Genomic DNA, 21,585 nt, shown 5'->3' with positions numbered 1-21,585 from the left:
GTAATAATCTTGTAGTTCTTTATGTTTTAAACAATAAATATGCCATTACCTTATCATTTAATAAGTAAACCATAGTTGTATTTTAATATACTCCATTTAAATTGGCGTATGTTAAAAATAAGTATAAACAGTGAAGTTGCAGCAATTTATAAATTGAACAAAATTGAAGTACCAATAGAAATTAAATCGGTATTAAAACGAAAATAGTATCTGCATGTATTGATTATTGCAGATACTATCATTATTTTTAATACTATTTGAAAATAGTTACGATGCAGTAATTTACTGAATGTCTTTTGCTACTTTTCCAACAGTCAATCCTTGAACTAAGATTGAAAAAACCACCACCACATAAGTAACGGCTATAATAGTTTCTTTATAGTCACTTTCAGGAACTGAAAGAGCCAATGCGATGGAGACCCCGCCGCGTAAGCCACCCCATACTAAAACGGCAATAGTTCCTTTGCTGAATTTTTCCTTAAAAGGAATAATCATTGTTGGAATTTTAATAGATATAAATCTGGCGAATAAAACAATTATAATGCATATAATACCTAGTAGCCAGTAATGAATTAGGTCATCGATAAGTAAAAGTTGGAATCCCATAAAAAGGAATAAAATTGCATTCATAACCTCATCGATTAATTCCCAGAAAGTACCCACACTGCTTTTTTTACTAGTACCCAATCTTCGTCTGGATTCCCCTATTATCAATCCCGCACCCACCATAGCAAGAGGAGCAGACGTATGCAAAGAACTTGCAATAAGATATCCTCCCATAACTACCGCTAGGGTAATTAAAACCGAAACTTTATAATCATGTGAAGTTCGTATTGCATAAGCGGCAAGATATCCAAGAGCCGCCCCTAATAACAGTCCGCCTACCGCTTCTCTAAGAAATAAATCAAAAATATGGGCAAATGATAAATCCATTCGTCCGGTGGCAACTACAACGGGATTATAAGCAAGATTAGCTAATACGGCAAACAATACCACAGCTACTCCGTCATTAAGAAGAGATTCACCGGCAATTTTTGTTTCTAAAGACTTAGAAACATTGGCTTGTTTTAATATACTCAATACCGCAATCGGATCTGTCGGAGAAATTAAAGCACCAAAAAGTAAACAATATATTAAAGGAATTTCAGTATGTACATTTATTAGAGGAAGAAGATAATTGGATGTATAATAAAGGCCTACGCCCACAACGATGGCAGATATTATAACTCCTAAAGTAGAAAATATTATTACGGGAAGCCTTTGTTCCTTTAGATCCGACATATTGATATGTATAGCTCCGGCAAATAGCAGGAAATTCAACATACACCCCATCAAAATTTCGGTAAAATCAAATTCTTTAATTAATGAGGCAATATCATTTAAAGGTTTAGAGGTTAAACTACCTAAAAGAACTAAAATAATTGACATAATTAACGCAATGATCATTATTCCGATGGTAGAAGGGAATTTTAAAAACCTTACATTAATGTATGAAAAAATAGCAGCTAAAATAATAAGGATTGAAAATGAGTAGTATAATTCCATGAAATTGAATAAAATTTTTTGCAAAGATAATAAATAATATCAGAGAAAAAATAAAATCAAATTTCATCACCTGCTTAAAAGACAGAAAAATTTTATATTTATATTATAAAAACAGATTATATTAATTAAATTATCTTATAAAAGGAAAAAAAGTATTCAAGGTGATGAATACTTTTTTTTATATTATTTGAGCGCTTGTCGTTATGAAGTTACCTTACTGGCATTGTCTAAATCATTAATATCATCTTGAGATAAATTTAGGTCTACCGCTTTTAATATATCCAATTGTCCCAATTTAGAAGCACTGGCTATAGGAGTAGTAATACTCGGTCTTTGAATGATCCATGCGATAGCAACCTGAGCCGGGGTAGCTGTATTTCGTGCGGCAACATCCTCTAAAGTTTTTATAATTCGTAAGCCTCTGTCGTTTAAATATTTCTTTAAGCTGTCACCTCTTTTACTTTTATTTAAATCCGCTTCCGAATGATATTTACCGGTTAGAAAACCACTTGCCAAAGAATAGTAAGTCATGACACCTAATTGGTATTTTTCGGCAATCGGCTCGTAATCCTTTTCATACGGTTGTCGATCATACAGATTATATTCAGGCTGTAAGACGGAATAAGAAGGTAGATTATTAGATTTACTTATTTCCAATGATTTTACTATTCTCTCAGGAGACATATTGGAAACCCCTATGTAACGTATTTTACCCTCTTTTATTAATTGCTGATAAGCATCCAATACTTCTTCTATGGGAGTATCGGGATCATCAAAATGAGTAAAATATAAATCTATATAATCGGTTTGAAGACGTTTTAGTGATTCCTCAACTTCTGAAAGAATATATGATTTTTTCAACCCTTTATGTGTACTGTCAATTTCTGCCCCTACTTTAGTTGCAATAACAAGTTTATCTCTAGATCCTTTTTGATGCATCCATTTTCCAATGATGGTTTCTGATTCTCCGCCTTTATTGCCGGGAACCCATGCAGAATATACATCTGCAGTATCAATAAAGTTAAATCCTAATTCGGTATATTGATCTAATAATTCAAAAGAAGTGTTTTCATTGGCAGTCCAACCAAATACATTGCCCCCAAAAGCAAATGGATAAACCTCAAGATCAGTCGGACCTAATTTTCTTTTTTTCATAATCTGATGATTTGTTATCTCTACGTAAAATCTAAAATTATACCAAATACGTGGGTCAACTTTTATTTGTTTTCAATCATTTCAAAATAAATAAATTCCAATGCTTTATTGGTTATTCGAGTAATCATTTCATCTCTCGTTACATGAGGATAATAATATTTTTTTACATAGGTATTTCCATGAACATATAAACCTATATAAGCTAAACCTACCGGATCGTTAAATTCATCAGAACTTGGACCGGCAACGCCTGTAGTAGATATTGCAACATCTGAATTAAATAACTTTGCACACCGGATTGCCATTTCTTTAACTACTTCTTCACTAACAACTTTATGAGTATGAATAAAAGGTTCGGGTATTTTTAAAACGCTCTCTTTAATTAATGAGCTATAAGCCGTAATTCCTCCTTTATAATAAACAGAACTTCCCGCTAAGGAAGTGATTTTATGAGATATGTTTCCACCGGTAATACTTTCAGCGATTGATAAAGTGAGCTTATTTTTTGAGAAAAAATCGGCAATAATTTCAATTATATTGGTAGTAGTAGTTGAGAGTAATTTCTCGTGTAAAATTTGAGATAGTTTTTTTATTTCTTTAGTAATTGTTTCTTCAAGTAGTTTTTTATCAGTTCCCTTTGCACTCAATCTAAGTTCAATCCTAGACCCCGAAGGCAAGTAAGACAAAGACACAAAATCAGGAAGATTGTTTTCCCAATCCGTTAACGTTGTGGCTAACTCGCTTTCAAGATAATCTACAACAATAACAGAACGCCTTACAATAAAGGGAAGGTTAAATTCTTTTTTTATTTTCGGAATAATAAATTCTTCAAACATAGCTTGGGTCTCATAGGGAACACCCGGAAGGTTGATTAAAATCTTATTTGATTTTTTTGTCCACAAGATAGGAGCTGTACCATATCTATTAATTATAACTTCCGAATGTGATGGTACAAGAGCTTGTTTGCGGGTTAAATCATTCATCGTTCGACCATTTGTACAGTACAACTGAGTGATGTAATCCAAAGCAGGTTGATTAATAACTAATTGATCAGATAAGAATTCTGCTAAAGTTTGTTTGGTTTTATCATCTTTAGTAGGTCCCAGTCCCCCGGTTGTTATTATAAAATTAGTGTCAGATGCGAAGGCTTCTTTTAATTTAGTCACTATAGAATCGGGGTTGTCGGAGATTGTCGAAATTTCTGTGACCGAAACCCCTGTAAGATCTAGTTTTTTAGCAATGAAATTAGAATTGGTATCCAGAGTTCTTCCGGAAAGAATTTCATCTCCAATAACGATAATACACGCTTTCATATATATAAATTTAAATATCAAATTTAGATAATTATACAGGATATTTGTGTTAATTTCATGAGTTAAAAATTTTAAAAAAATGAAATTTCAGAAATAGTGTAAAATTTTACAATTAATTTATATAAAGTAGATGCTCATCCCAAATTTAGAATATTAGTAACGGCTGCATAGTAGACACAATATTTCTTAAATTTGAGCCTTTAAATTCACAATTTTTTAAATAAATCAAATTTTATTGAGAATAATTAAAAAATATCAGAATTAAAACCTACACTGCAATTGTAGATAAAATAAACTTATGATAAACACAGTTATCTTTGATATGGATGGGGTAATAGTAGATACTGAGCCTATTCATGAATTGTCATTTAAAAAACATTTTCATTCTATAGGATTGGATATATCTCAGGAAGAATATGATACGTTCAGAGGATTATCTACCCGTAATTTATATCAAAATTTGAAACAAAAATATGGTTTGAAACAAGAGGTTGAGGAATTGGTTCAACAAAAAAGAAATATTTTTAATAAAATTTTTCAAGAAGATGAAGATCTAGATTTATTGCCGGGTGTAAGAACTCTTATCGAAAGCTTATATAAAGATAATTTTCAATTACTTTTGGCTACTTCTTCGGCTCGTGTAACCTTAACTAAAATTTTTGATCGTTTTGGATTGTTTCCTTATTTTAAACATATTGTGAGTGGAGAAGATTTTCCAAAATCAAAACCCAATCCTGCTATATTTTTAGAAGCTGTAAAATTATCAGGACAACCAAAAGAAAACTGTATTGTCATTGAAGATTCGACTAATGGCGTTATTGCCGCCAATAGGGCCGGTATATTTTGTATAGGTTATAAAAGTGAAGCCTCCGGTGATCAAGATTTGTCTACAGCGGATCAAATAATAAATGATTTTTCTAATTTAGATTCCGATACGATTAGGGCCATTGGTTTAGTTAAATAACTTTAATACTTTTGTTAAAATTCTTTTTGAGGTGAAAAAACAATTTGAAATTTTTAAAATATACCGTAAATCCTTAGTACAAGAGATTGACGATTTAAGTATAGAGCAATTACAGAAAATTCCTGAAGGATTTAAAAATAATATTTTTTGGAATGTTGCCCATACGTTGGTTTCTCAACAAATTCTTCATTATAAAATGTCAGGTTTAAATCCGCTGATAACTAATGACTGGATTGAAAACTATCAAAATGGTACTTTTCCCAGATTTGTAATTACAGAAGATGAAATTGACTACTTAAAAAGTAAGCTAATTATCACCGCTGAACAATTGGAAGAAGATTTTAATGAAAAAAAATTTGAATCTTATACTGAATTTGAAACAAAAATGGGCATTGTGATTTCTTCCGTTGAAGATGCGATAAATTTTAACAATACCCATGAAGCATTACACTACGGAATTGTGTCAAGTATGAAAAAATTAGTGTAAAATATTTTTTTTAAATAAGTTAACAGCCTTTAGTGTTAATTGTAAAATAAAAAAACCAAGCACTTTTAAATAAAGTGCTTGGTTTCTAAAAAATTAAGAATATGGATGAATCTAGGATAATGCTTCAGTTATTTGGGGAATAATCTGTTTTTTACGGGAAACCACCCCTTTAAGGAAAGCTTCGCCGTTTTCAAGTCGTATTCCAAAAGCCTTTTCTGAAGCTTGAGCAGCATTACCCATAGCTAAAATTTTTGAATCACTATCCAACACATTAGTCACTACAAGTAAAAAAAGATCATAACCTTCTTTATTAATTTGGTCGGTTATAGCAGCCTCTATATTGGATTTATTAGAAAATACATCATCATAATCAATTGTGTTAACTTGAGCAACCCGTACCTTTTTTCCGTTTACTTCGAAAGATTTGGCATCCAGAGATAGTAATTCTTCGGCAGATTTGTTGGAAAGATTGGTTCCTGCTTTAAGAAGATCAAATCCGTATTTTTCAACCTCAATACCAGCAATTTTTGCTAATTCATGAGCTGCATGTACATCTTCTTGTGTGCAAGTAGGAGATTTAAATAATAACGTATCGGAAATAATCCCTGATACCATAAGACCTGCGATAGCAGCGGGGATTTCAATGGAATTTTCTTTATAAATTTTTGAAATAATAGTTTGAGTACATCCCACAGGTTCAGCGCGATAATAGAGAGGAACAGAAGTATGAAAATTAGCGATACGATGGTGATCTATTACAGCTAAAATATTCAATTCTTCAATATCTGCAACCGATTGTTGGAATTCATTGTGATCTACCAAAATAATTTCTTTCGTTTCATCGGAAGCTCTAGAAATAACTCTAGGCGCTTGTATCTTAAAATAATTCAGGGCAAATTGGGTTTCTTCATTAGGAGTACCTAAAGCGACTGCCTCTGTATTTTTACCTAAGGCATTTTGTAAGTAAGAAAATGAAATAGCAGAGGTAATGGTATCCGTATCAGGATTTTGATGCCCTGTAATTAAAATTTTATTCATGTTAGCTAAAATTTGAAAATTTTTTAATCATGTATAAAAACACGATGTCTTTTTTATTTAATTTAATATAAAAGCAAATATACATTTTTAAACTTTTTTAGCAAAGAAAGGCGCTTTCTAATTACTGAAATACATATTTTTAAATTAAGTAAAACTTTACTATTTTTGCAGTTAGTATAAATAGTATAATAGTATATAAGTACCGAATATGTTTCAGAATTTACAAGATAAATTAGATAAGGCATTACATAACATCAGCGGGAGAGGAAAGATCACGGAGATTAATGTTGCTGAAACCGTTAAAGAAATTAGAAGAGCTTTAGTGGATGCAGACGTTAGTTATAAAGTAGCCAAAGATTTGACTAAAAGGATTCAGGAGAAAGCCTTAGGTCAAAATGTGCTTACTTCCGTTACGCCGGGTCAGTTAATGGTGAAGATTGTACATGATGAGTTGGCCGATCTGATGGGAGGAGAAAATGTCGGAGTAAATTTATCGGGGAATCCTACCGTTATCTTAATTGCGGGTTTACAAGGTTCCGGTAAAACTACCTTTTCGGGAAAATTAGCTAATTATCTTAAAACTAAAAAACAAAAAAAAGTTCTGTTAGTTGCCTGTGACGTATATCGTCCGGCAGCAATTGATCAATTAAAAGTTTTAGGAGATCAAATTGGAGTAGAAGTATACACAGAACCGGAAAGTAAAAATCCGGTTGATATTTCCAGTCATGCCATAGAATATGCTAAACAAAATAAATTTAATGTTGTTATAATTGATACTGCAGGACGTTTGGCGATTGATGTAAGTATGATGAATGAAATCAGAAACGTTCATCAAAAAGTCAGTCCAAATGAAACTTTGTTTGTAGTGGATTCCATGACCGGACAAGATGCGGTTAATACAGCCAAAGCTTTTAATGATGTTTTGAATTATGATGGGGTAGTATTAACCAAATTAGACGGCGATACCCGAGGAGGTGCTGCTTTAACTATACGTACTGTGGTTGAAAAACCAATTAAATTTATTTCCACCGGAGAAAAAATGGAAGCGCTGGATATTTTCTATCCTTCGCGTATGGCTGATCGTATCTTAGGAATGGGAGATGTGGTATCACTAGTAGAAAGAGCCCAAGAACAATTTGACGAAGAAGAAGCTCGTAAATTACAGAAAAAGATAGCGAAAAATCAGTTCGGATTTGACGATTTCCTTAATCAAATTAAGCAGATTAAGAAAATGGGAAATATGAAAGATTTGCTTGGAATGATACCGGGTGCAGGTAAAGCATTAAAAGATATTAATATTGATGACGATGCTTTCAAGCATATTGAAGCTTTAATTTATTCCATGACTCCTGAAGAAAGAAGAAATCCGGCTATTATAACTACATCTCGAAAGAATAGAATAGCTAAAGGAAGCGGTAGATCCATACAGGATATCAATCAGCTGTTAAAACAATTTGAACAGATGAGCAAAATGATGAAGATGATGCAAACACCGCAAGGAAGGATGATGATGCAAGCAATGGCAAAACAAATGTCGGGAGGAAAGCCTTTTTAAATTAGATATCCCTATTATTTAAATAAAAGGCAAACTTTTTAAAGAATCATTAATAACGATTATAATCGTTAACTAGTTAATCGTGAACTATTTAGTTATTAGATGTTATTTCTAGCGTCTATATCGTTAAAAACCTCAAGACTTAACTAATTCTATTAGCTAAAAAAAGTTTATCGGCTGATATAGATCAACAGTTCGCCCTCACCGTAGGTTACAACAACTTCATTTTCTACAGCCACATTACGCGTACCTAATCGTTGCGGAAATATAAGACTTTCATTAGATAAGGGATATTGTAAACCTTTCGTACAAATATTTTTTGCCTCATAAAAAGGGATTAAGGAAATGGTTTTACCTTTTGCGTCATTAATTTTCGTTGATTTACCCGAGAAAAAGAATTTTGAATAATCATCGTAAAATGTAATGCGGAGTTTATTTTTAAAAAATAGTGCTGTAGATAAGTTTCCAATGAAATGATCGCTTTCTCTTCCGCTGCCACCGTAAACATCCACATTATGTATACCTTTATCCAGCAATAATTCTAAAGCCTTATGAAAATCAGTTTTGTTTTGATCCGGTGTTTCAATAATTGGAATAGACGTCGGGATAGTCGATACTTGTACACTATCCAGATCTCCTGAAATATAATTAATTGTAAAAGGTAAATTTTTTACATATCTGCTGTACGCTCCGTCTGTACACGTAATAATGGAATATGAATCTAAATTTTCAGGTAAAATTGTAGGTTTTTTTCCGTTTAAAAAAAGTAATGCTTTATTCATTGGGATTCCAAGGTTCTTCAATTTCATTTGCTAAATGTGCAAAATATCGCGCAAGAACAAACAAATAATCAGACAAACGATTTATAAATTTTTGAATAATGGGTCTTATATCTTCAATTTCACCTAAGGTGACTATAGTTCTTTCTGATCTTCTGCATACGGTTCTTGCAACATGTGCAGTAGAAGAAGATACATTTCCTGCCGGAAGAATAAATTGCTTTAAAGGAGGGAGGGTTTCGCTTATTTCATCAATCCATTGCTCCAATAAAATTATTTTTTCTTCAGAAAGTAAACAAGATATTTTAGGTTTTCCATTTGGAGAATATATTTTATCTGAAGGAGTAGCTAATTCAGCACCGATAGTAAATAGTAAATTTTGTATAATTTTTAATTGTTCATCAATATTTTTAAGAGAACCATAGCTTCTTAGCAAACCGATATAAGAATTTAATTCATCTATTTCGCCATAGGATTGAACGCGAATGGAATTCTTAGATACACGTTTTCCGCCATACAAACCCGTAGTTCCGTCATCACCTCTTTTCGTATATATTTTCATTAAAATATCTTTTTGTTACTTGTAAATATGAAAAAATTTAAAAATTGAATCTTTGAAATTTTTAATAGTAAAGTTAATTTAAATAAAAACGGGACTAAAAGATGCTAAACATTTTTACCCAACAGTTTCTTTATCTTTTTCTTTCTTTCCTTCTTTTCTATGAATTTATTATTTTTTTTATGCAATTGTTCCCTGATAAAATTAACATTTTCATGGCTGTATTTGGCATATTCTTTTGCAATGATAGGGATCATTTCATCCGTTAAGGATAATCTAATAAAATTTTGAAGCCTTTGATCTAAAGATAAAGATTTAAAACTCATCCGATTTAAATCGATTAATGAAAAAGAATATGCGTTTTTTTCGTGATCATTTTTTATGAGTACATTTCCCGGTGAAAGGTCTTTAAATAAGATATGATTTTCATGAATAGAAAAAACAAATGAAACAAATTCTTTCAGTATTAATTCCCAATCATCAAAACTATTTCTTTTTTCAATGAGTTCCCTAAAAGTAAAATCATACTCAGAATACTTTGAAAAATAAAAAGATCTTTTAATTTTAAAATTATGAATCTCTTCAAAAAAACCAATCGGTTCCGGTGTGTTTATACCCTTAGAAGTTAAAATTTCAGCATGAAAATAAGAACGATGGGCTTTAGATTTTCTAAAATTAGCATAAACAAGTTGATTGAGAAGATGAGGCTTTTTAAAAGATTTTACCGCTACGTTTCCCAGTACAGGATGAGGTATTTTACGTAAAGTGTTCCGTTCTTGAAATATAATCTCACCTAAAGAATCAAAATTTTCGATTATTTCATTTAATATGTCCGTATTGTTACGATATTTTTTAGATATATACGAATTCCATTTCATTTTATATTCCCTTTTAATTTTGCAGCTCTCGAGTAGAATTCACTTAAAATTATTCCGGTAGACATGGCGACATTTAAACTTTCTGTTTTTTGTTCTAAGCCGAATCTGGGGATTGTTAGAGTATGTGTACACAGAGATTTTATTTCATCTGAAACGCCATTTCCTTCATTACCCATAACCACATAAAAATTTTCGGGTAAATCCGTTGTATATAAATTTTCACCTTTCATATCTGTACCCATAACCGGTATGTTGGAATTTGTCAATATTTCAGCGATGTCTGTATATACAACGTTAACTCTGCTTAACGATCCCATTGCAGATTGAACAGCTTTGGGATTATAGGCATCAGTAGTTCCTTTACTGCACAAAATCTGTTTAATCCCATACCAGTCTGCAAGACGTATTATAGTTCCCAGATTTCCCGGATCTTGTATTTCATCCAATACTAATTGTATTCCACTATATGAATTATTTGAGTTTTGAGGTATTTCCAATACTGCTAATGCATCGTGAGGGGTGGTTAAAAAACTAATCTTTTTTAATTCTTCGGAACTGATCATCTGATATTGATTTTCATCCAAAAAAGAAATGGGAACCGTACTGTAAATGTTTTTTACAGAAAACTGCGAAAAGCTGAATTCTTTAATGCTTTTTATACCCTCAACAACAAATAAGTTATATTTTTGTCTATACTTTTTTTTTGAAAGCGACTGAATAAGTTTAATTTTACTTGCAGACAACATAAAATGAAATTAGGATACAATATTATAGTAAAAATATTGATTTTTGTTCAACTGTTTCTCATTTTTTCATGTAGAACAAATAAAGTACCTAAAAATGGACATTTATTTATTGATAATAAATATAAATATGTAGATAAAAAAGGAAAACCCTATTTGGATGCATACGGTAATCCCTTTTTGAATAAAAAAGGCAAAGAAATTATCAACGAATACAAGAAACCATTTGAGGATGAATTGGACAGTTATGTAAAGCAAAAATCTAATAAAAAAATACTATTCATAATTCCATTAGGGTTGTGGCTGTATGATTTCTCAAATCCTACATTCGATTCCGTCTACGCAGAATACTATTCAGTAAGTCAAAAACAAAGAAATCAAAAATTACTGGATTCTCTATATGTAAAATATAACTTAAAAAATTATGTTGGCAAATCCAGATGGTTCGATCGCTTTTTTTATAATAATGGAGAAGCCCCTGTATTAGTTGATACCTTACTATCTAAAACTTCTTCAAAAAACATACAACAATATTTTAAAAATAGAGGGTGGCGTAAGTCCATTGTAAGAGACAGTGTAATTACTTCCGGTAAAAAAGCTCATGTGCAATATTCCATAAAATTAGGGCGTCCTATGATTATGGATACAATTACGTATGATATTGCCGATGAAATAAAAGATGATTTATATGCTCATTATTTAAAACGAACAAGACAGGCGAAGAAAAAAAAGTCTCAAACTTATGAACTTTCAAAAGACGAATTTATATACAACCTATTCAGTAGAGGTTCCTATGTTAAAAAAGGAGATCGATTAGATGCTTATGTAATTGAGAATGAGATATCCCGTTTGGAAAACCGTTTTAAAAATATGGGATATTATCGTTTTAATGATCTTAAAGATGAAGTTATTTACTATGTAGATACGGCTAATAATGTATATGATGTTTCGGTCAGATTATCAATCAAGAAAAGCCAAATAGGAGGTTCTACCACTACCGCAGCTGTTACCGATTCTACTAGATCGGATACTCTTAAGAAAGATACTTTAGTACATAAATTCAAAAGATTTAAATACAATAAAATAAACATTTCACTTTTAGATAACGAAAATAGAGATACAAGTAAAAATACTATAGACTCAAGTTTCTATGTAACTACCAAAAAAATAGTAAGACGGGTTGACGGAAAGAAAACAAAAATCATGGTTAACGATACCATAGCTTTCATTGTTAACCATTTAGGAAATAAATATAAAAACAGAGTATTGGCAGATATGTTAGCCATTGAAAAAGGGCATTCATATAATTTAAGCTCTGAGACTCGTACTCGAAGGAATATATATAAAGTAAATAATTTTAACATCCTCGGGTTTAATACAGTTCCTGAAAAAGACTCAGATTCTACCTTAATATCCAATATCATTCTTTCTCCCATGGATAAATATTCTTATGAATTAGGATTTGAAGCGTTTAATTCAGGTGTTGTCAATTTCGGAATAACTCCCAACCTTACTTTTACGGTAAAAAATCTTTTTGGAGGAGCAGAAAATTTAAGTGTCAGTTTTGGAGGATCCTTAGGAAATATTAAAACCAAAAAAAATAACAGTAAAATTTTTAATGCATCGGAACTATCAGCGCAGGCCAGTTTATCCTTTCCTAAGCTTATTTTGCCTTTCAACGCAAAAAGAATTATTCCTAAAGCCTGGGGGCCTTCATCGGCAATTTCTTTAGGATATAATGCACAATATAACATAGGTTTGGATAAAAGAAGTTATAATGCCGGATTACTTTATAATTTCAATCCCACCCGAACTACCGTTCACCAAATTACATTATGGAATCTACAATATACGCAGTTTTTAAATCCTAATAATTATTTCAACATATATACACAAGACAGTAAAGTAAGAAATAGTGTTTACGATTTATATTTTCAACAGTATCCTTCCGCCAAAGAGGAGTACGACAAAAACCATAACGATAATGATTTGCTGTTTCAAATTCAGAATAATATAGACTTTCAAGATTATTTAAGAACTACGCATTTAAGTTTAGCTAACGATTACGACTTAATGGAATTTCGTCGTTATCGTTTCACACAGAATGTATTAATCTCCTCTTTTAAATATGATTTTACCTACGATCAACGATTAGGATATTTTCCGGGTAAACATCCTTTTTATTTAAAAGCACAAGTGGAATTAGCAGGTAATCTGGAATCTTTATTTAACAAAACACTCAAAGATTTTACAACTTCCAATAATAAAACTATAAAACAAATATTTGGAGTTCCCTATTCACAATATGTGAAATTCGATTTAGATCTAAGGAAATTTTGGATTTTTTCCGGAAAAAAATCGTTTAATGCGAGACTTTTTACCGGAATAGGAATACCTTATGGAAATTCCTTTAGTATGCCTTTTGACCGAAGCTACTCTGTGGGTGGACCGAGTGATGTTCGAGCCTGGAAATCCTTTGGTTTTGGTCCGGGATCATCAAAATTAGGAGGAAAAGACGGCTATGAACTAATAGCGATCGATAATTTTAAATTGTTGACTCAGGTAGAATACAGGTTTCCTTTACCAAGTAAAGGGTTTGAAGGAGCTTTATTTGTAGATGCAGGAAATGTTTGGGGAATTAATAATAATTCACTGAATAAATTTGAATTTAATTCCTTCTATAAAGAACTGGGAATTGGAGGGGGATGGGGGATCCGTTGGGATATAAGTAACTTTATCATTCGCTTTGATTTTGCTTATCGATTTCATGATCCAAGAAGAGATGAAAATGACCGATGGTATTTTAAATATATCAATCTGTTGAAACCTCAAGTTAATTTTGCTATCGACTATCCGTTTTAATCAAATAATTTTTGTTTGCATAAATACGTTGATATATGAATTCATAAAATTCGGAAAATGAGCTTTTTTAAAAATGTTAGATTACGGAATTGGTTTGGGTATATATTGGCGCTTATAGTAGCTCTTTTTATTATAATCTTTTCTAACAGTAAAGTTGAAGAATTAAAAGAAGAAGAATCCGTAAAAATTTCAAATTATGCCAAAACGTTGGAATTATTAAACACGGAAACAGACATTCCTCCTAAAACTCAATTTTTTTTAGTGCAGCTTATCGAGCAAAACACTACCATACCCGTAATTTTAGTAGATGAAAAAGGAAATTACATTGATTCTAAAAATGTAAGTAAAAAAATTATTTCAGATTCTTTAAAATTAAAGGAAGAATTGCACGAAATGGCAGAATCCTACTATCCCATTCTTATTAAACTTCCTTTTGGAAATCAATACGTATATTATAAAAACTCGGTTCTACTGACACAATTAGGTTATTATCCCTTTGTGCTAATTATACTAGTAACATTGTTTGTCTGGTTTACCTATTGGTATTTTAAAACCGTAAAAAAAACAGAGCAAAGTTTACTATGGGCTGGAATGGCTAAGGAAACCGCACATCAAATCGGTACGCCGCTTTCATCCATCATGGGATGGCTGGAAATATTAAAAACAGAAGAAATTGATCAGAAACCGATAATAAATATTGAAAAAGATGTACACAGACTGCAAAATATTACCGACAGATTTTCTAAAATAGGATCAACTCCTTCACTAAAAAAAGAAGATATCGTGGAAATATCGGAACAAGCATTTATGTATTTGAAAAGAAGAATGTCCAAACAAATCGGGTTTGAATTTCAAGCACCGGAGTATCCTGTATATGTTTCCTTAAATAACATCTTATATAGTTGGGTTATCGAAAATCTCATTAAAAATTCGGCAGATGCCATGAAAGGAGAAGGAAAAATAAAATTGCAAATCCACGATAACAAAAAAAATATTTTTATAGATATTTCCGATGAAGGATCAGGCATTGAATCAAAAAATGTGAAAAAAATATTCAAACCCGGATTTACAACTAAAAAAAGAGGATGGGGGCTAGGCTTGTCTCTGGCCAGGCGAATTATTGAAGATTATCATTACGGTAAAATTTTCGTTCAAAATACCGAAATTAATAAAGGGACTACTTTTAGAATAACTTTAAAAAAATAATTTGTAAAAATTTTATTGAGTAATAGAAAAAAACGTAGTAATTTAATTACTTTTGATATTATGATATTACGAGGAGAACATTTAATAAAAACATACGGAAACAAACGAGTAGTTAAAGATGTTTCATTAAATGTAAAACAAGGAGAAATAGTAGGATTGTTAGGGCCTAATGGAGCCGGAAAAACCACTTCTTTTTATATGATTGTAGGCTTAATCAAGCCTACTCAAGGAAATGTATTTTTGGATAAGATTAACATAACCAAAGATGCTATGTATAAAAGAGCACAAAAAGGAATCGGGTATTTGGCTCAAGAAGCTTCCATATTCAGGAAATTATCAGTTGAGGATAATATTGTGGGAGTGTTGGAGATGACTAAACTTTCGAAGAAAGAAAGAAAAATAAAAGCAGATTCTTTAATAGAAGAATTTGGTTTAGAACACGTTCGTAAGAACCGAGGAGATTTATTGTCGGGAGGAGAAAGACGTCGTTGCGAAATTGCCCGATGTCTGGCTACCGATCCTAAATTTATTTTACTGGATGAACCCTTTGCAGGAGTTGACCCTATTGCCGTTGAAGATATTCAAAAAGTCGTGCGTTCTTTGGTAAATAAAAACATAGGAATTTTAATAACAGACCATAACGTTCAGCAAACTCTGGCTATCACTCATAGAACTTATGTTATGTTCGAAGGAAATATATTAAAGGAAGGATATCCCGAAGAATTAGCAAATGATCCGATAGTTCGTCAAGTATATTTAGGAGAAAATTTCAGATTTGAAAAAATATAATAATGAAAAAAATTTTAACAGGACTATATATCACTTTAATAGCTACATTAAGTTATAGTCAACAAGTTCCATTAATTTCCAAAACTGAATTTTCCGAAGAAGCCTTAAAGCAACTTGTAGTTGATACGGATAATAAAGAAACAACGATGCAATCCGTACTAAATAAAAACACAAAGGTAAAGTTACCATCCTGAAATTTTGGGCATCTTGGTGTAAAGATTGCATAGTGGGAATGTCCGATTCACGGGCTCTTAAGCAAAAAAATAACAATGTAGATTTTATCTATCTGTCATTAGACAAAAATTACGATTCTTGGAAAAACGGTATCACTAAGTATGAATTAAATACGGGTGATAATTATTGGATTTCAACTGGTTGGAAAAATCCTTTTACAGAATATATTGAATTAAATTGGATTCCACGCTATATGGTAATAGATCAACAAGGAAAAATTGCTTACTATTATGCAATTACGGCAAATGACACAGAAATACAAAAAACCATAGATGCATTGCAGGAAAAATAAAGCTAAATTATTTACTTATTTCTAAAAGTTTCTCAGCTTCTATCAGCTGATGGTACCAATTTTCACCGAATTTTCTAATTAAAGGTTCTTTTAAAAATTCGAAAACTTTAACATTAAGTTCTTTACCTAAAGTACACGCATCCTTGCATATATACCATTCATCATAATTTACCGCAACATATTTTCGTAATTTTTGAAGACGAACCGGATACAGATGACAGGAAATAGGTTTTTTAAAATCAATTTTACCGTCTTCGTAAGCCTTTTCAATGGCGCATTTCGCAGCTTGATTTTCATCATAGATTACATAAGCACATTCTCTACCCTCTATTAACGGAGTAACATAATCATCATCAAGGTCGGTTGTATATTTACCTTCCAATTCAATAGCCCTTCTTCCTTCCTCTCTAAGATAAGGCGATACCTGCTCATATATGTCTTCAAGAATCGGTAATTCTTCTTCATCGAGTGGAGCTCCCGAATCTCCTTCCACACAACATATCCCTTTGCATTTACTAAGATTACAAACAAATTGTTTCTGTAATACATCTAAAGAAATTATTGTATCTTCTATTTGAATCATGATTTTTGAAAATAAATTCAAAGATAGCATTAAATTTTTATTAAAAGTTTATATAACTTTACAAAAAAACAGTAACTTTGATAAAATGTATGCTATACATTTTTGTGTTCTTAAGAAATAAATGTGTTTGCATCAATATGTTAAATTAATTTTTTAGTGCAAATTATGAAAAAAATCGTATTAATAGGTGGAGGTTTTGCTGGGATTAATATAATCACCAGATTGTCCAATGATCCTAATTTTGAAATTACCTTAGTCGACAAAAACAACTATAATTTTTTTCCACCATTAATATATCAAGTAAGTTCAAGTATTTTAGATCCCGCAGCTATCAGCTATCCTTTCCGTAGATTTATAAGACATAAAAAAAATGTTAAATTCAGATTAGGAGAATTAATTGAAATCAAATCCGATGAAAACAAAGTAGTCTTATCTAATGGAGAATTAGATTATGATATTTTGATTTTAGCAACGGGAACGCAAAGTAACTATTTCGGAATGGAAAATTTAGAGAAATATGCCTTTCCAATGAAAACCTTAAATGATGCTTTGTTACTTAGAAATATACTTTTAGAAAGGTTAGAAGCCGCCAGTAGAGAAACTGATTTAGTAGAAAAGAAAAGATTATTATCCATCGTCATCACCGGAGGAGGACCTGCCGGAGTTGAAATAGCCGGAGTTATTCGCGAAATTATCAATTATATTGAAAATGTTGATTATAAAGATTTAAAAGACCAAATTCAAGTCTATTTGGTAGAAGGAAGCCCTGTATTATTGGGACCTATGAGCGAAAAATCTCACAAAGAAGCTTATCACGCCTTAGATAAATTAGGAGTTAAAATACTCGTAAATACACAAGTAAAAGATTGTGATGAAAACACCATATATTTTTCAAACGGAGATAAAATTGAAACAAAAACTATAATCTGGACAGCGGGAGTTACTTCAAGAATTTTTGAAGGAATACCCAAAGAAGTGTATGGAAGAGGTAGACGTATGCAAGTTGACGCGTATAATAAAATTCAAGGATTTTCAAATATATATGCAATAGGAGATACCTGTATAATGACTACCGATCCTAATTTTCCTGCAGGACATCCGCAATTAGCCCAAGTAGCAATACAACAAGGAAAAAATTTGGCAAATAATTTAAAAAAACAACTTACCCAAGACAACTATCAACCTGTACCATTCAGTTATAAAGATAGAGGGTCTATGGCAGTTATCGGAAGAAATAAAGCCGTAGCCGATCTGATTCATCCTACCTTATTTTTAAAAGGATTACCGGCATGGATTATTTGGTCGTCCATCCACTTAATTTCTTTAGTTTCCATAGGTAATAGATTAAATACTTTATATCGTTGGTTAACCATATACATATCTAAAAATTCTTCCTTAGGAAGTGCTTATAAAATTGGAGATCCAAGACCCTGAATATCTAAAATATTGTATAAATTTCAGTAATAGAATTTACACTACAATTTGAGAATTATTTTCTTTTTTATTAACAGGAGTAGAATTATTTTGATCCATACTAACGGTGCCTTTATATAAGGCACCATTTTCAACTTGAAAACTTTTTACCTGCATATTTCCTATAATAGACCCCGAGTTTTTCAAACTAAGATTATCAACAAAAATATCGCCGTCAATTTGGCCATATACAATAAGTTCTTTAGTCCTTATATCTCCTTTAACACTTCCTTTCTGACCAACAACAAGCCCACAAGTGCTATTGACATTTCCTAATGTTTGACCATCAATTCTAATAAATTCTTTACATTCTATATTTCCTTCGATTTTACAATCCTCCGCAATAATAGTAGTAATGTTTTCTGTAGATAAATTAAGAGCAGCTCCTTTTTTTTTATTGAACATAGTTAGTTTATTTTATATAGTAGTTAAATTTATTTCATATTTAGTTTACATGCAAATAATTATTTGGATTTTCTTTTTCTTTATTTAAAATAATTTCATAATGAACATGAGGTCCGGTAGAACGGCCGGTACTTCCTAATTCACCAATAACATCTCCGGCATTGACAACCTGTCCTTCTTTAACCAATATTTTAGACATGTGACCGTATAATGTTTCATAACCGAAATGGTGCTTTATCATTACACAATTGCCATATCCACCTCTAACACTGGCAAAGGTAACAACACCATTCGCAGTTGCATGAATAGGATCACCTATAGTTCCCGCTATATCCAAACCCGGATGAAACTCGGATCCTTTACCTTTTTTCATCGGATTTCCTCTCACACCAAAATTAGAAGTAATCCTTCCAACGTGAGGTAAGCCGATAGGAATGAATTGAATCTTTTTATATATATCGGAAATTCTCTTTTTTTTATTTTCAATTAAATTTAAGTTAGAATCATTAACAGGATAATACTCTCCCCCCACATTATCAACATTATAATTAGTGGAGTTAGTAGGGAGGGTTTTAACTTGACGATCTTTAAGGTATCTCTCAATCTTTAATAAAGATTTTTCAGCTTCATTAAGATTGATAATCATATCATTTAATTTTTTAGTATCCAACTTGCTTTCAAGATCGGCAATCTTAACATGTAAATCTTGTTTTTGGTAATACACATAACTTATATAACTAAGCAATCCCGCAACTAAACAAAATATAGTAAAAAATGATAAAAGTAAAATCTTTTTGTACAGAAAAATATTTCTTATATGCTTATTCTTAACAGAAAAAATTTTTGTTTCCAGTGAATTTTTATCAGTAATAATTATAGTGGAATATTTAGATTTGTTATTTTTCATAGTATAATATTCTGAAGGTAGTGGAACAAATATAAAAAAATTAAAACTAAAAGTATAATTTAAACATTACGTTTAACAATAAATTAGCAAAAATTTAGACATTATTTGTAAGCACAAAACTGTCCACAATTTTCGTTAATATAAAAAAATAAAAATACAATGTGTAATAAATAGTAAATGCCAAATATCACTTATTAGTATAATAAAAATATATTGACTGCAAAAGTTTACATCATACGAAGAAAGAGAAATTTACATACAATTAATTAGAATAATAACTTATAGACATCTTCAACCTTAGAAACCATTTCAACCCTTATATTATATTTCTTGCGATCAATTTTATTATACTTAGAAATGAAAATGACATCATAACCTAATTTTTCAGCCTCAATGATTCGCTGTTCAATACGATTTACAGGCCTGATTTCACCACTTAAACCAATTTCACCGGCGAATAAACAATTATCCGGTAAAGAAATATCCTCATTAGAAGACAAAATAGCACAAATAACAGCTAAGTCAATAGCAGGATCATCAACACGAATACCTCCGGTAACATTTAAAAACACATCCTTAGTTCCCAAATGAAAACCCGCACGCTTTTCCAAAACAGCTAATAACATATTTAATCGTTTGACGTCAAAACCCGTTGTCACCCGTTGAGGTGTTCCATAAACAGCCGTTGATACCAATGCTTGAATTTCAACCAACATAGGGCGTAATCCTTCCAAAGTAACCGCAATAGCATTTCCCGATAAACTTTCATCTTTTTTAGATACTAAAATTTCAGACGGATTTTTTACCTGTTTCAATCCGGAAGAGAACATTTCATAAATTCCAAGTTCGGAAGTAGATCCATATCTATTTTTATTTGCACGTAAAAGTCGGTAAACATAATTTCTGTCCCCTTCAAACTGAAGAACGACATCTACCATATGCTCCAAAATTTTAGGACCGGCTATAGAACCCTCCTTAGTAATATGTCCAATTAAAAATACAGGAGTAGAAGTTTCCTTAGCATATTTAATTAATTCGGAAGCGCATTCTCTAATTTGAGATATACTTCCCGGAGAAGATTCTATATAAGAAGAATGTAGAGTTTGAATGGAATCAATCACTAACAACTCCGGTTGAAGTTCATGAGCTTTCTTCAAAATCTTTTGAGTTGAAGTTTCCGTTAAAATATAGCATTCAGAATTAGAAATATCCAAACGGTCAGATCTCATTTTAATTTGATTACTGCTTTCCTCTCCCGAAACATATAATACTTTTCTGGGTATTTGTAAAGAAATTTGCAACAACAAAGTAGATTTACCGATGCCGGGTTCGCCTCCAATCAAAATAACACTACCGGGAACAATACCGCCACCTAATAAATGATCCAGTTCAGAGTCATTAGAAAGAATACGATATTCATCCGTAGTTTCAATTTCGTGAATCTTATATATTTTATTTCTAGAAGAAGAGGAATTAAGGGAAGAAATAGAATTTGCAGAACTTTTTTCAATAACTTCTTCAACAATAGTGTTCCATTCTCCGCATACTTTGCATTGACCCAGCCATTGAGAATATTGAGTTCCGCAATTTTGACAAAAAAAAGTAGTTTTAGCCTTAGCCATATTTAATATATATATAGTTATTTACATTTATTAGTTAGTACAAAGATAGTCTATAATAATCTTTGTTAATGACTATATAATAACAAGTATCTGGAGGATTAAAAAAGAATTAAAAAAAATTAAAAATTTTTTTTGAGGTTAAGTGGTTCGTATTCAGTATATTAGTAATAAATTAGCAAAAAAGATTAAAAAAAGA

General features: G+C 31.3%; 21 protein-coding genes. 9 read left to right on the top strand and 12 right to left on the bottom strand.

The annotated features are described in order from the left end of the window. Nucleotides 1-282 precede the first annotated feature (282 nt). The 3 genes from GFV01_RS08435 to GFV01_RS08425 all read right to left on the bottom strand — a co-directional run bounded on the left by GFV01_RS08435 (nt 283) and on the right by GFV01_RS08425 (nt 4,013). Nucleotides 283-1,545: a sodium:proton antiporter gene (locus tag GFV01_RS08435; protein ID WP_105297211.1), complete on the bottom strand. Its 1,263-nt coding sequence runs from the start codon at nt 1,543-1,545 to the stop codon at nt 283-285. A 201-nt stretch (nt 1,546-1,746) separates the two neighbouring features. After that, nucleotides 1,747-2,700 (bottom strand): aldo/keto reductase, encoded by a 954-nt coding sequence (locus tag GFV01_RS08430; protein ID WP_160566468.1) that lies wholly within the window; start codon nt 2,698-2,700, stop codon nt 1,747-1,749. Between the two features lie 62 nt (nt 2,701-2,762). Next, a complete protein-coding gene (locus GFV01_RS08425; protein WP_160566465.1) occupies nt 2,763-4,013 on the bottom strand; it encodes a CinA family nicotinamide mononucleotide deamidase-related protein in 1,251 nt (416 codons plus the stop codon). Nucleotides 4,014-4,311: 298 nt separating this feature from the next. Here GFV01_RS08425 and GFV01_RS08420 point away from each other — a divergent pair, with 298 nt between their 5' ends. Next, nucleotides 4,312-4,977, top strand: coding sequence for an HAD family phosphatase (locus GFV01_RS08420; protein ID WP_160566462.1), 666 nt, complete (start codon nt 4,312-4,314; stop codon nt 4,975-4,977). Nucleotides 4,978-5,008: 31 nt separating this feature from the next. After that, complete coding sequence (locus GFV01_RS08415) at nt 5,009-5,464, top strand: DinB family protein (protein ID WP_160566459.1); 456 nt, start codon at nt 5,009-5,011, stop codon at nt 5,462-5,464. A gap of 111 nt (nt 5,465-5,575) precedes the next feature. Here the strand turns inward: GFV01_RS08415 and GFV01_RS08410 are convergent, their stop codons facing one another. Then, nucleotides 5,576-6,502, bottom strand: coding sequence for a manganese-dependent inorganic pyrophosphatase (locus GFV01_RS08410; protein WP_160566456.1), 927 nt, complete (start codon nt 6,500-6,502; stop codon nt 5,576-5,578). Nucleotides 6,503-6,710: 208 nt separating this feature from the next. Between GFV01_RS08410 and ffh the strand changes: the two genes are divergently transcribed. Beyond that, nucleotides 6,711-8,057 carry a signal recognition particle protein gene (gene ffh, locus GFV01_RS08405; RefSeq protein WP_160566453.1) on the top strand — a complete coding sequence of 449 codons (1,347 nt, stop codon included), beginning with the start codon at nt 6,711-6,713 and terminating at the stop codon, nt 8,055-8,057. 170 nt (nt 8,058-8,227) lie between these two features. On the opposite strand, the gene GFV01_RS08400 is transcribed toward ffh, so the two are convergent. From GFV01_RS08400 to GFV01_RS08385, 4 genes are all read right to left on the bottom strand, one after another. Next, nucleotides 8,228-8,839: a thiamine diphosphokinase gene (locus GFV01_RS08400; protein ID WP_160566727.1), complete on the bottom strand. Its 612-nt coding sequence runs from the start codon at nt 8,837-8,839 to the stop codon at nt 8,228-8,230. Then, nucleotides 8,832-9,398 carry a cob(I)yrinic acid a,c-diamide adenosyltransferase gene (locus GFV01_RS08395; protein ID WP_160566450.1) on the bottom strand — a complete coding sequence of 189 codons (567 nt, stop codon included), beginning with the start codon at nt 9,396-9,398 and terminating at the stop codon, nt 8,832-8,834. The genes GFV01_RS08400 and GFV01_RS08395 overlap by 8 nt, the downstream gene beginning before the upstream one ends. A gap of 104 nt (nt 9,399-9,502) precedes the next feature. Then, nucleotides 9,503-10,273, bottom strand: a complete 771-nt coding sequence (locus tag GFV01_RS08390) for a Kdo domain containing protein (RefSeq protein WP_160566446.1) — start codon at nt 10,271-10,273, stop codon at nt 9,503-9,505. Further along, on the bottom strand, nt 10,270-11,019 hold the full coding sequence (locus GFV01_RS08385; protein ID WP_160566443.1) for an RNA methyltransferase: 750 nt from the start codon (nt 11,017-11,019) through the stop codon (nt 10,270-10,272). Before GFV01_RS08385 ends, GFV01_RS08390 begins: the two co-directional genes overlap by 4 nt. A gap of 3 nt (nt 11,020-11,022) precedes the next feature. On the opposite strand from GFV01_RS08385, the gene GFV01_RS08380 reads away from it, so the two are divergent. Genes GFV01_RS08380 through GFV01_RS08360 form a run of 5 tightly spaced genes read left to right on the top strand, consistent with a single transcriptional unit; the run spans nt 11,023 to nt 16,399 of the window. Beyond that, a complete protein-coding gene (locus GFV01_RS08380; protein ID WP_160566440.1) occupies nt 11,023-13,878 on the top strand; it encodes a BamA/TamA family outer membrane protein in 2,856 nt (951 codons plus the stop codon). A gap of 57 nt (nt 13,879-13,935) precedes the next feature. Continuing rightward, nucleotides 13,936-15,084, top strand: a complete 1,149-nt coding sequence (locus GFV01_RS08375) for a PAS domain-containing sensor histidine kinase (RefSeq protein ID WP_160566436.1) — start codon at nt 13,936-13,938, stop codon at nt 15,082-15,084. A gap of 60 nt (nt 15,085-15,144) precedes the next feature. Further along, nucleotides 15,145-15,873, top strand: coding sequence for an LPS export ABC transporter ATP-binding protein (gene lptB / locus GFV01_RS08370; protein WP_105297198.1), 729 nt, complete (start codon nt 15,145-15,147; stop codon nt 15,871-15,873). 2 nt (nt 15,874-15,875) lie between these two features. Further along, entirely contained in the window at nt 15,876-16,067 is a 192-nt protein-coding gene (locus tag GFV01_RS08365; RefSeq protein WP_160566433.1) for a hypothetical protein, read from the top strand. 38 nt (nt 16,068-16,105) lie between these two features. Next, the gene (locus GFV01_RS08360) at nt 16,106-16,399 is read left to right on the top strand and encodes a thioredoxin-like domain-containing protein (protein WP_255448969.1); all 294 of its coding nucleotides are present in this window, start codon (nt 16,106-16,108) and stop codon (nt 16,397-16,399) included. Between the two features lie 7 nt (nt 16,400-16,406). On the opposite strand, the gene GFV01_RS08355 is transcribed toward GFV01_RS08360, so the two are convergent. Beyond that, a complete protein-coding gene (locus tag GFV01_RS08355) occupies nt 16,407-16,982 on the bottom strand; it encodes a DUF3109 family protein (protein WP_160542595.1) in 576 nt (191 codons plus the stop codon). 165 nt (nt 16,983-17,147) lie between these two features. On the opposite strand from GFV01_RS08355, the gene GFV01_RS08350 reads away from it, so the two are divergent. Then, complete coding sequence (locus tag GFV01_RS08350) at nt 17,148-18,416, top strand: NAD(P)/FAD-dependent oxidoreductase (protein ID WP_160566430.1); 1,269 nt, start codon at nt 17,148-17,150, stop codon at nt 18,414-18,416. A 36-nt stretch (nt 18,417-18,452) separates the two neighbouring features. On the opposite strand, the gene GFV01_RS08345 is transcribed toward GFV01_RS08350, so the two are convergent. The 3 genes from GFV01_RS08345 to radA all read right to left on the bottom strand — a co-directional run bounded on the left by GFV01_RS08345 (nt 18,453) and on the right by radA (nt 21,389). After that, nucleotides 18,453-18,860, bottom strand: a complete 408-nt coding sequence (locus GFV01_RS08345) for a polymer-forming cytoskeletal protein (protein ID WP_160557314.1) — start codon at nt 18,858-18,860, stop codon at nt 18,453-18,455. A gap of 40 nt (nt 18,861-18,900) precedes the next feature. Continuing rightward, complete coding sequence (locus tag GFV01_RS10255) at nt 18,901-19,767, bottom strand: M23 family metallopeptidase (RefSeq protein ID WP_160566427.1); 867 nt, start codon at nt 19,765-19,767, stop codon at nt 18,901-18,903. 266 nt (nt 19,768-20,033) lie between these two features. After that, nucleotides 20,034-21,389: a DNA repair protein RadA gene (gene radA / locus GFV01_RS08335; protein WP_160542591.1), complete on the bottom strand. Its 1,356-nt coding sequence runs from the start codon at nt 21,387-21,389 to the stop codon at nt 20,034-20,036. Between the last annotated feature and the right edge of the window lie 196 nt (nt 21,390-21,585).

This window comes from Apibacter sp. B2912, assembly GCF_009827835.1.
Classification (GTDB): domain Bacteria; phylum Bacteroidota; class Bacteroidia; order Flavobacteriales; family Weeksellaceae; genus Apibacter.
This window is presented reverse-complemented; position numbering and strand designations above follow the sequence as displayed.

What these genes read in the sequence shown, in the direction of transcription:
- GFV01_RS08435 (WP_105297211.1), bottom strand. Translation starts at nt 1,545, where the DNA reads ATGGAATTATACTACTCATTTTCAATCCTTATTATTTTAGCTGCTATT.
- GFV01_RS08430 (WP_160566468.1), bottom strand. Translation starts at nt 2,700, where the DNA reads ATGAAAAAAAGAAAATTAGGTCCGACTGATCTTGAGGTTTATCCATTT.
- GFV01_RS08425 (WP_160566465.1), bottom strand. Translation starts at nt 4,013, where the DNA reads ATGAAAGCGTGTATTATCGTTATTGGAGATGAAATTCTTTCCGGAAGA.
- GFV01_RS08420 (WP_160566462.1), top strand. Translation starts at nt 4,312, where the DNA reads ATGATAAACACAGTTATCTTTGATATGGATGGGGTAATAGTAGATACT.
- GFV01_RS08410 (WP_160566456.1), bottom strand. Translation starts at nt 6,502, where the DNA reads ATGAATAAAATTTTAATTACAGGGCATCAAAATCCTGATACGGATACC.
- ffh (WP_160566453.1), top strand. Translation starts at nt 6,711, where the DNA reads ATGTTTCAGAATTTACAAGATAAATTAGATAAGGCATTACATAACATC.
- GFV01_RS08400 (WP_160566727.1), bottom strand. Translation starts at nt 8,839, where the DNA reads ATGAATAAAGCATTACTTTTTTTAAACGGAAAAAAACCTACAATTTTA.
- GFV01_RS08395 (WP_160566450.1), bottom strand. Translation starts at nt 9,398, where the DNA reads ATGAAAATATATACGAAAAGAGGTGATGACGGAACTACGGGTTTGTAT.
- GFV01_RS08390 (WP_160566446.1), bottom strand. Translation starts at nt 10,273, where the DNA reads ATGAAATGGAATTCGTATATATCTAAAAAATATCGTAACAATACGGAC.
- GFV01_RS08385 (WP_160566443.1), bottom strand. Translation starts at nt 11,019, where the DNA reads ATGTTGTCTGCAAGTAAAATTAAACTTATTCAGTCGCTTTCAAAAAAA.
- GFV01_RS08380 (WP_160566440.1), top strand. Translation starts at nt 11,023, where the DNA reads ATGAAATTAGGATACAATATTATAGTAAAAATATTGATTTTTGTTCAA.
- GFV01_RS08375 (WP_160566436.1), top strand. Translation starts at nt 13,936, where the DNA reads ATGAGCTTTTTTAAAAATGTTAGATTACGGAATTGGTTTGGGTATATA.
- lptB (WP_105297198.1), top strand. Translation starts at nt 15,145, where the DNA reads ATGATATTACGAGGAGAACATTTAATAAAAACATACGGAAACAAACGA.
- GFV01_RS08365 (WP_160566433.1), top strand. Translation starts at nt 15,876, where the DNA reads ATGAAAAAAATTTTAACAGGACTATATATCACTTTAATAGCTACATTA.
- GFV01_RS08360 (WP_255448969.1), top strand. Translation starts at nt 16,106, where the DNA reads ATGTCCGATTCACGGGCTCTTAAGCAAAAAAATAACAATGTAGATTTT.
- GFV01_RS08355 (WP_160542595.1), bottom strand. Translation starts at nt 16,982, where the DNA reads ATGATTCAAATAGAAGATACAATAATTTCTTTAGATGTATTACAGAAA.
- GFV01_RS08350 (WP_160566430.1), top strand. Translation starts at nt 17,148, where the DNA reads ATGAAAAAAATCGTATTAATAGGTGGAGGTTTTGCTGGGATTAATATA.
- GFV01_RS08345 (WP_160557314.1), bottom strand. Translation starts at nt 18,860, where the DNA reads ATGTTCAATAAAAAAAAAGGAGCTGCTCTTAATTTATCTACAGAAAAC.
- GFV01_RS10255 (WP_160566427.1), bottom strand. Translation starts at nt 19,767, where the DNA reads ATGAAAAATAACAAATCTAAATATTCCACTATAATTATTACTGATAAA.
- radA (WP_160542591.1), bottom strand. Translation starts at nt 21,389, where the DNA reads ATGGCTAAGGCTAAAACTACTTTTTTTTGTCAAAATTGCGGAACTCAA.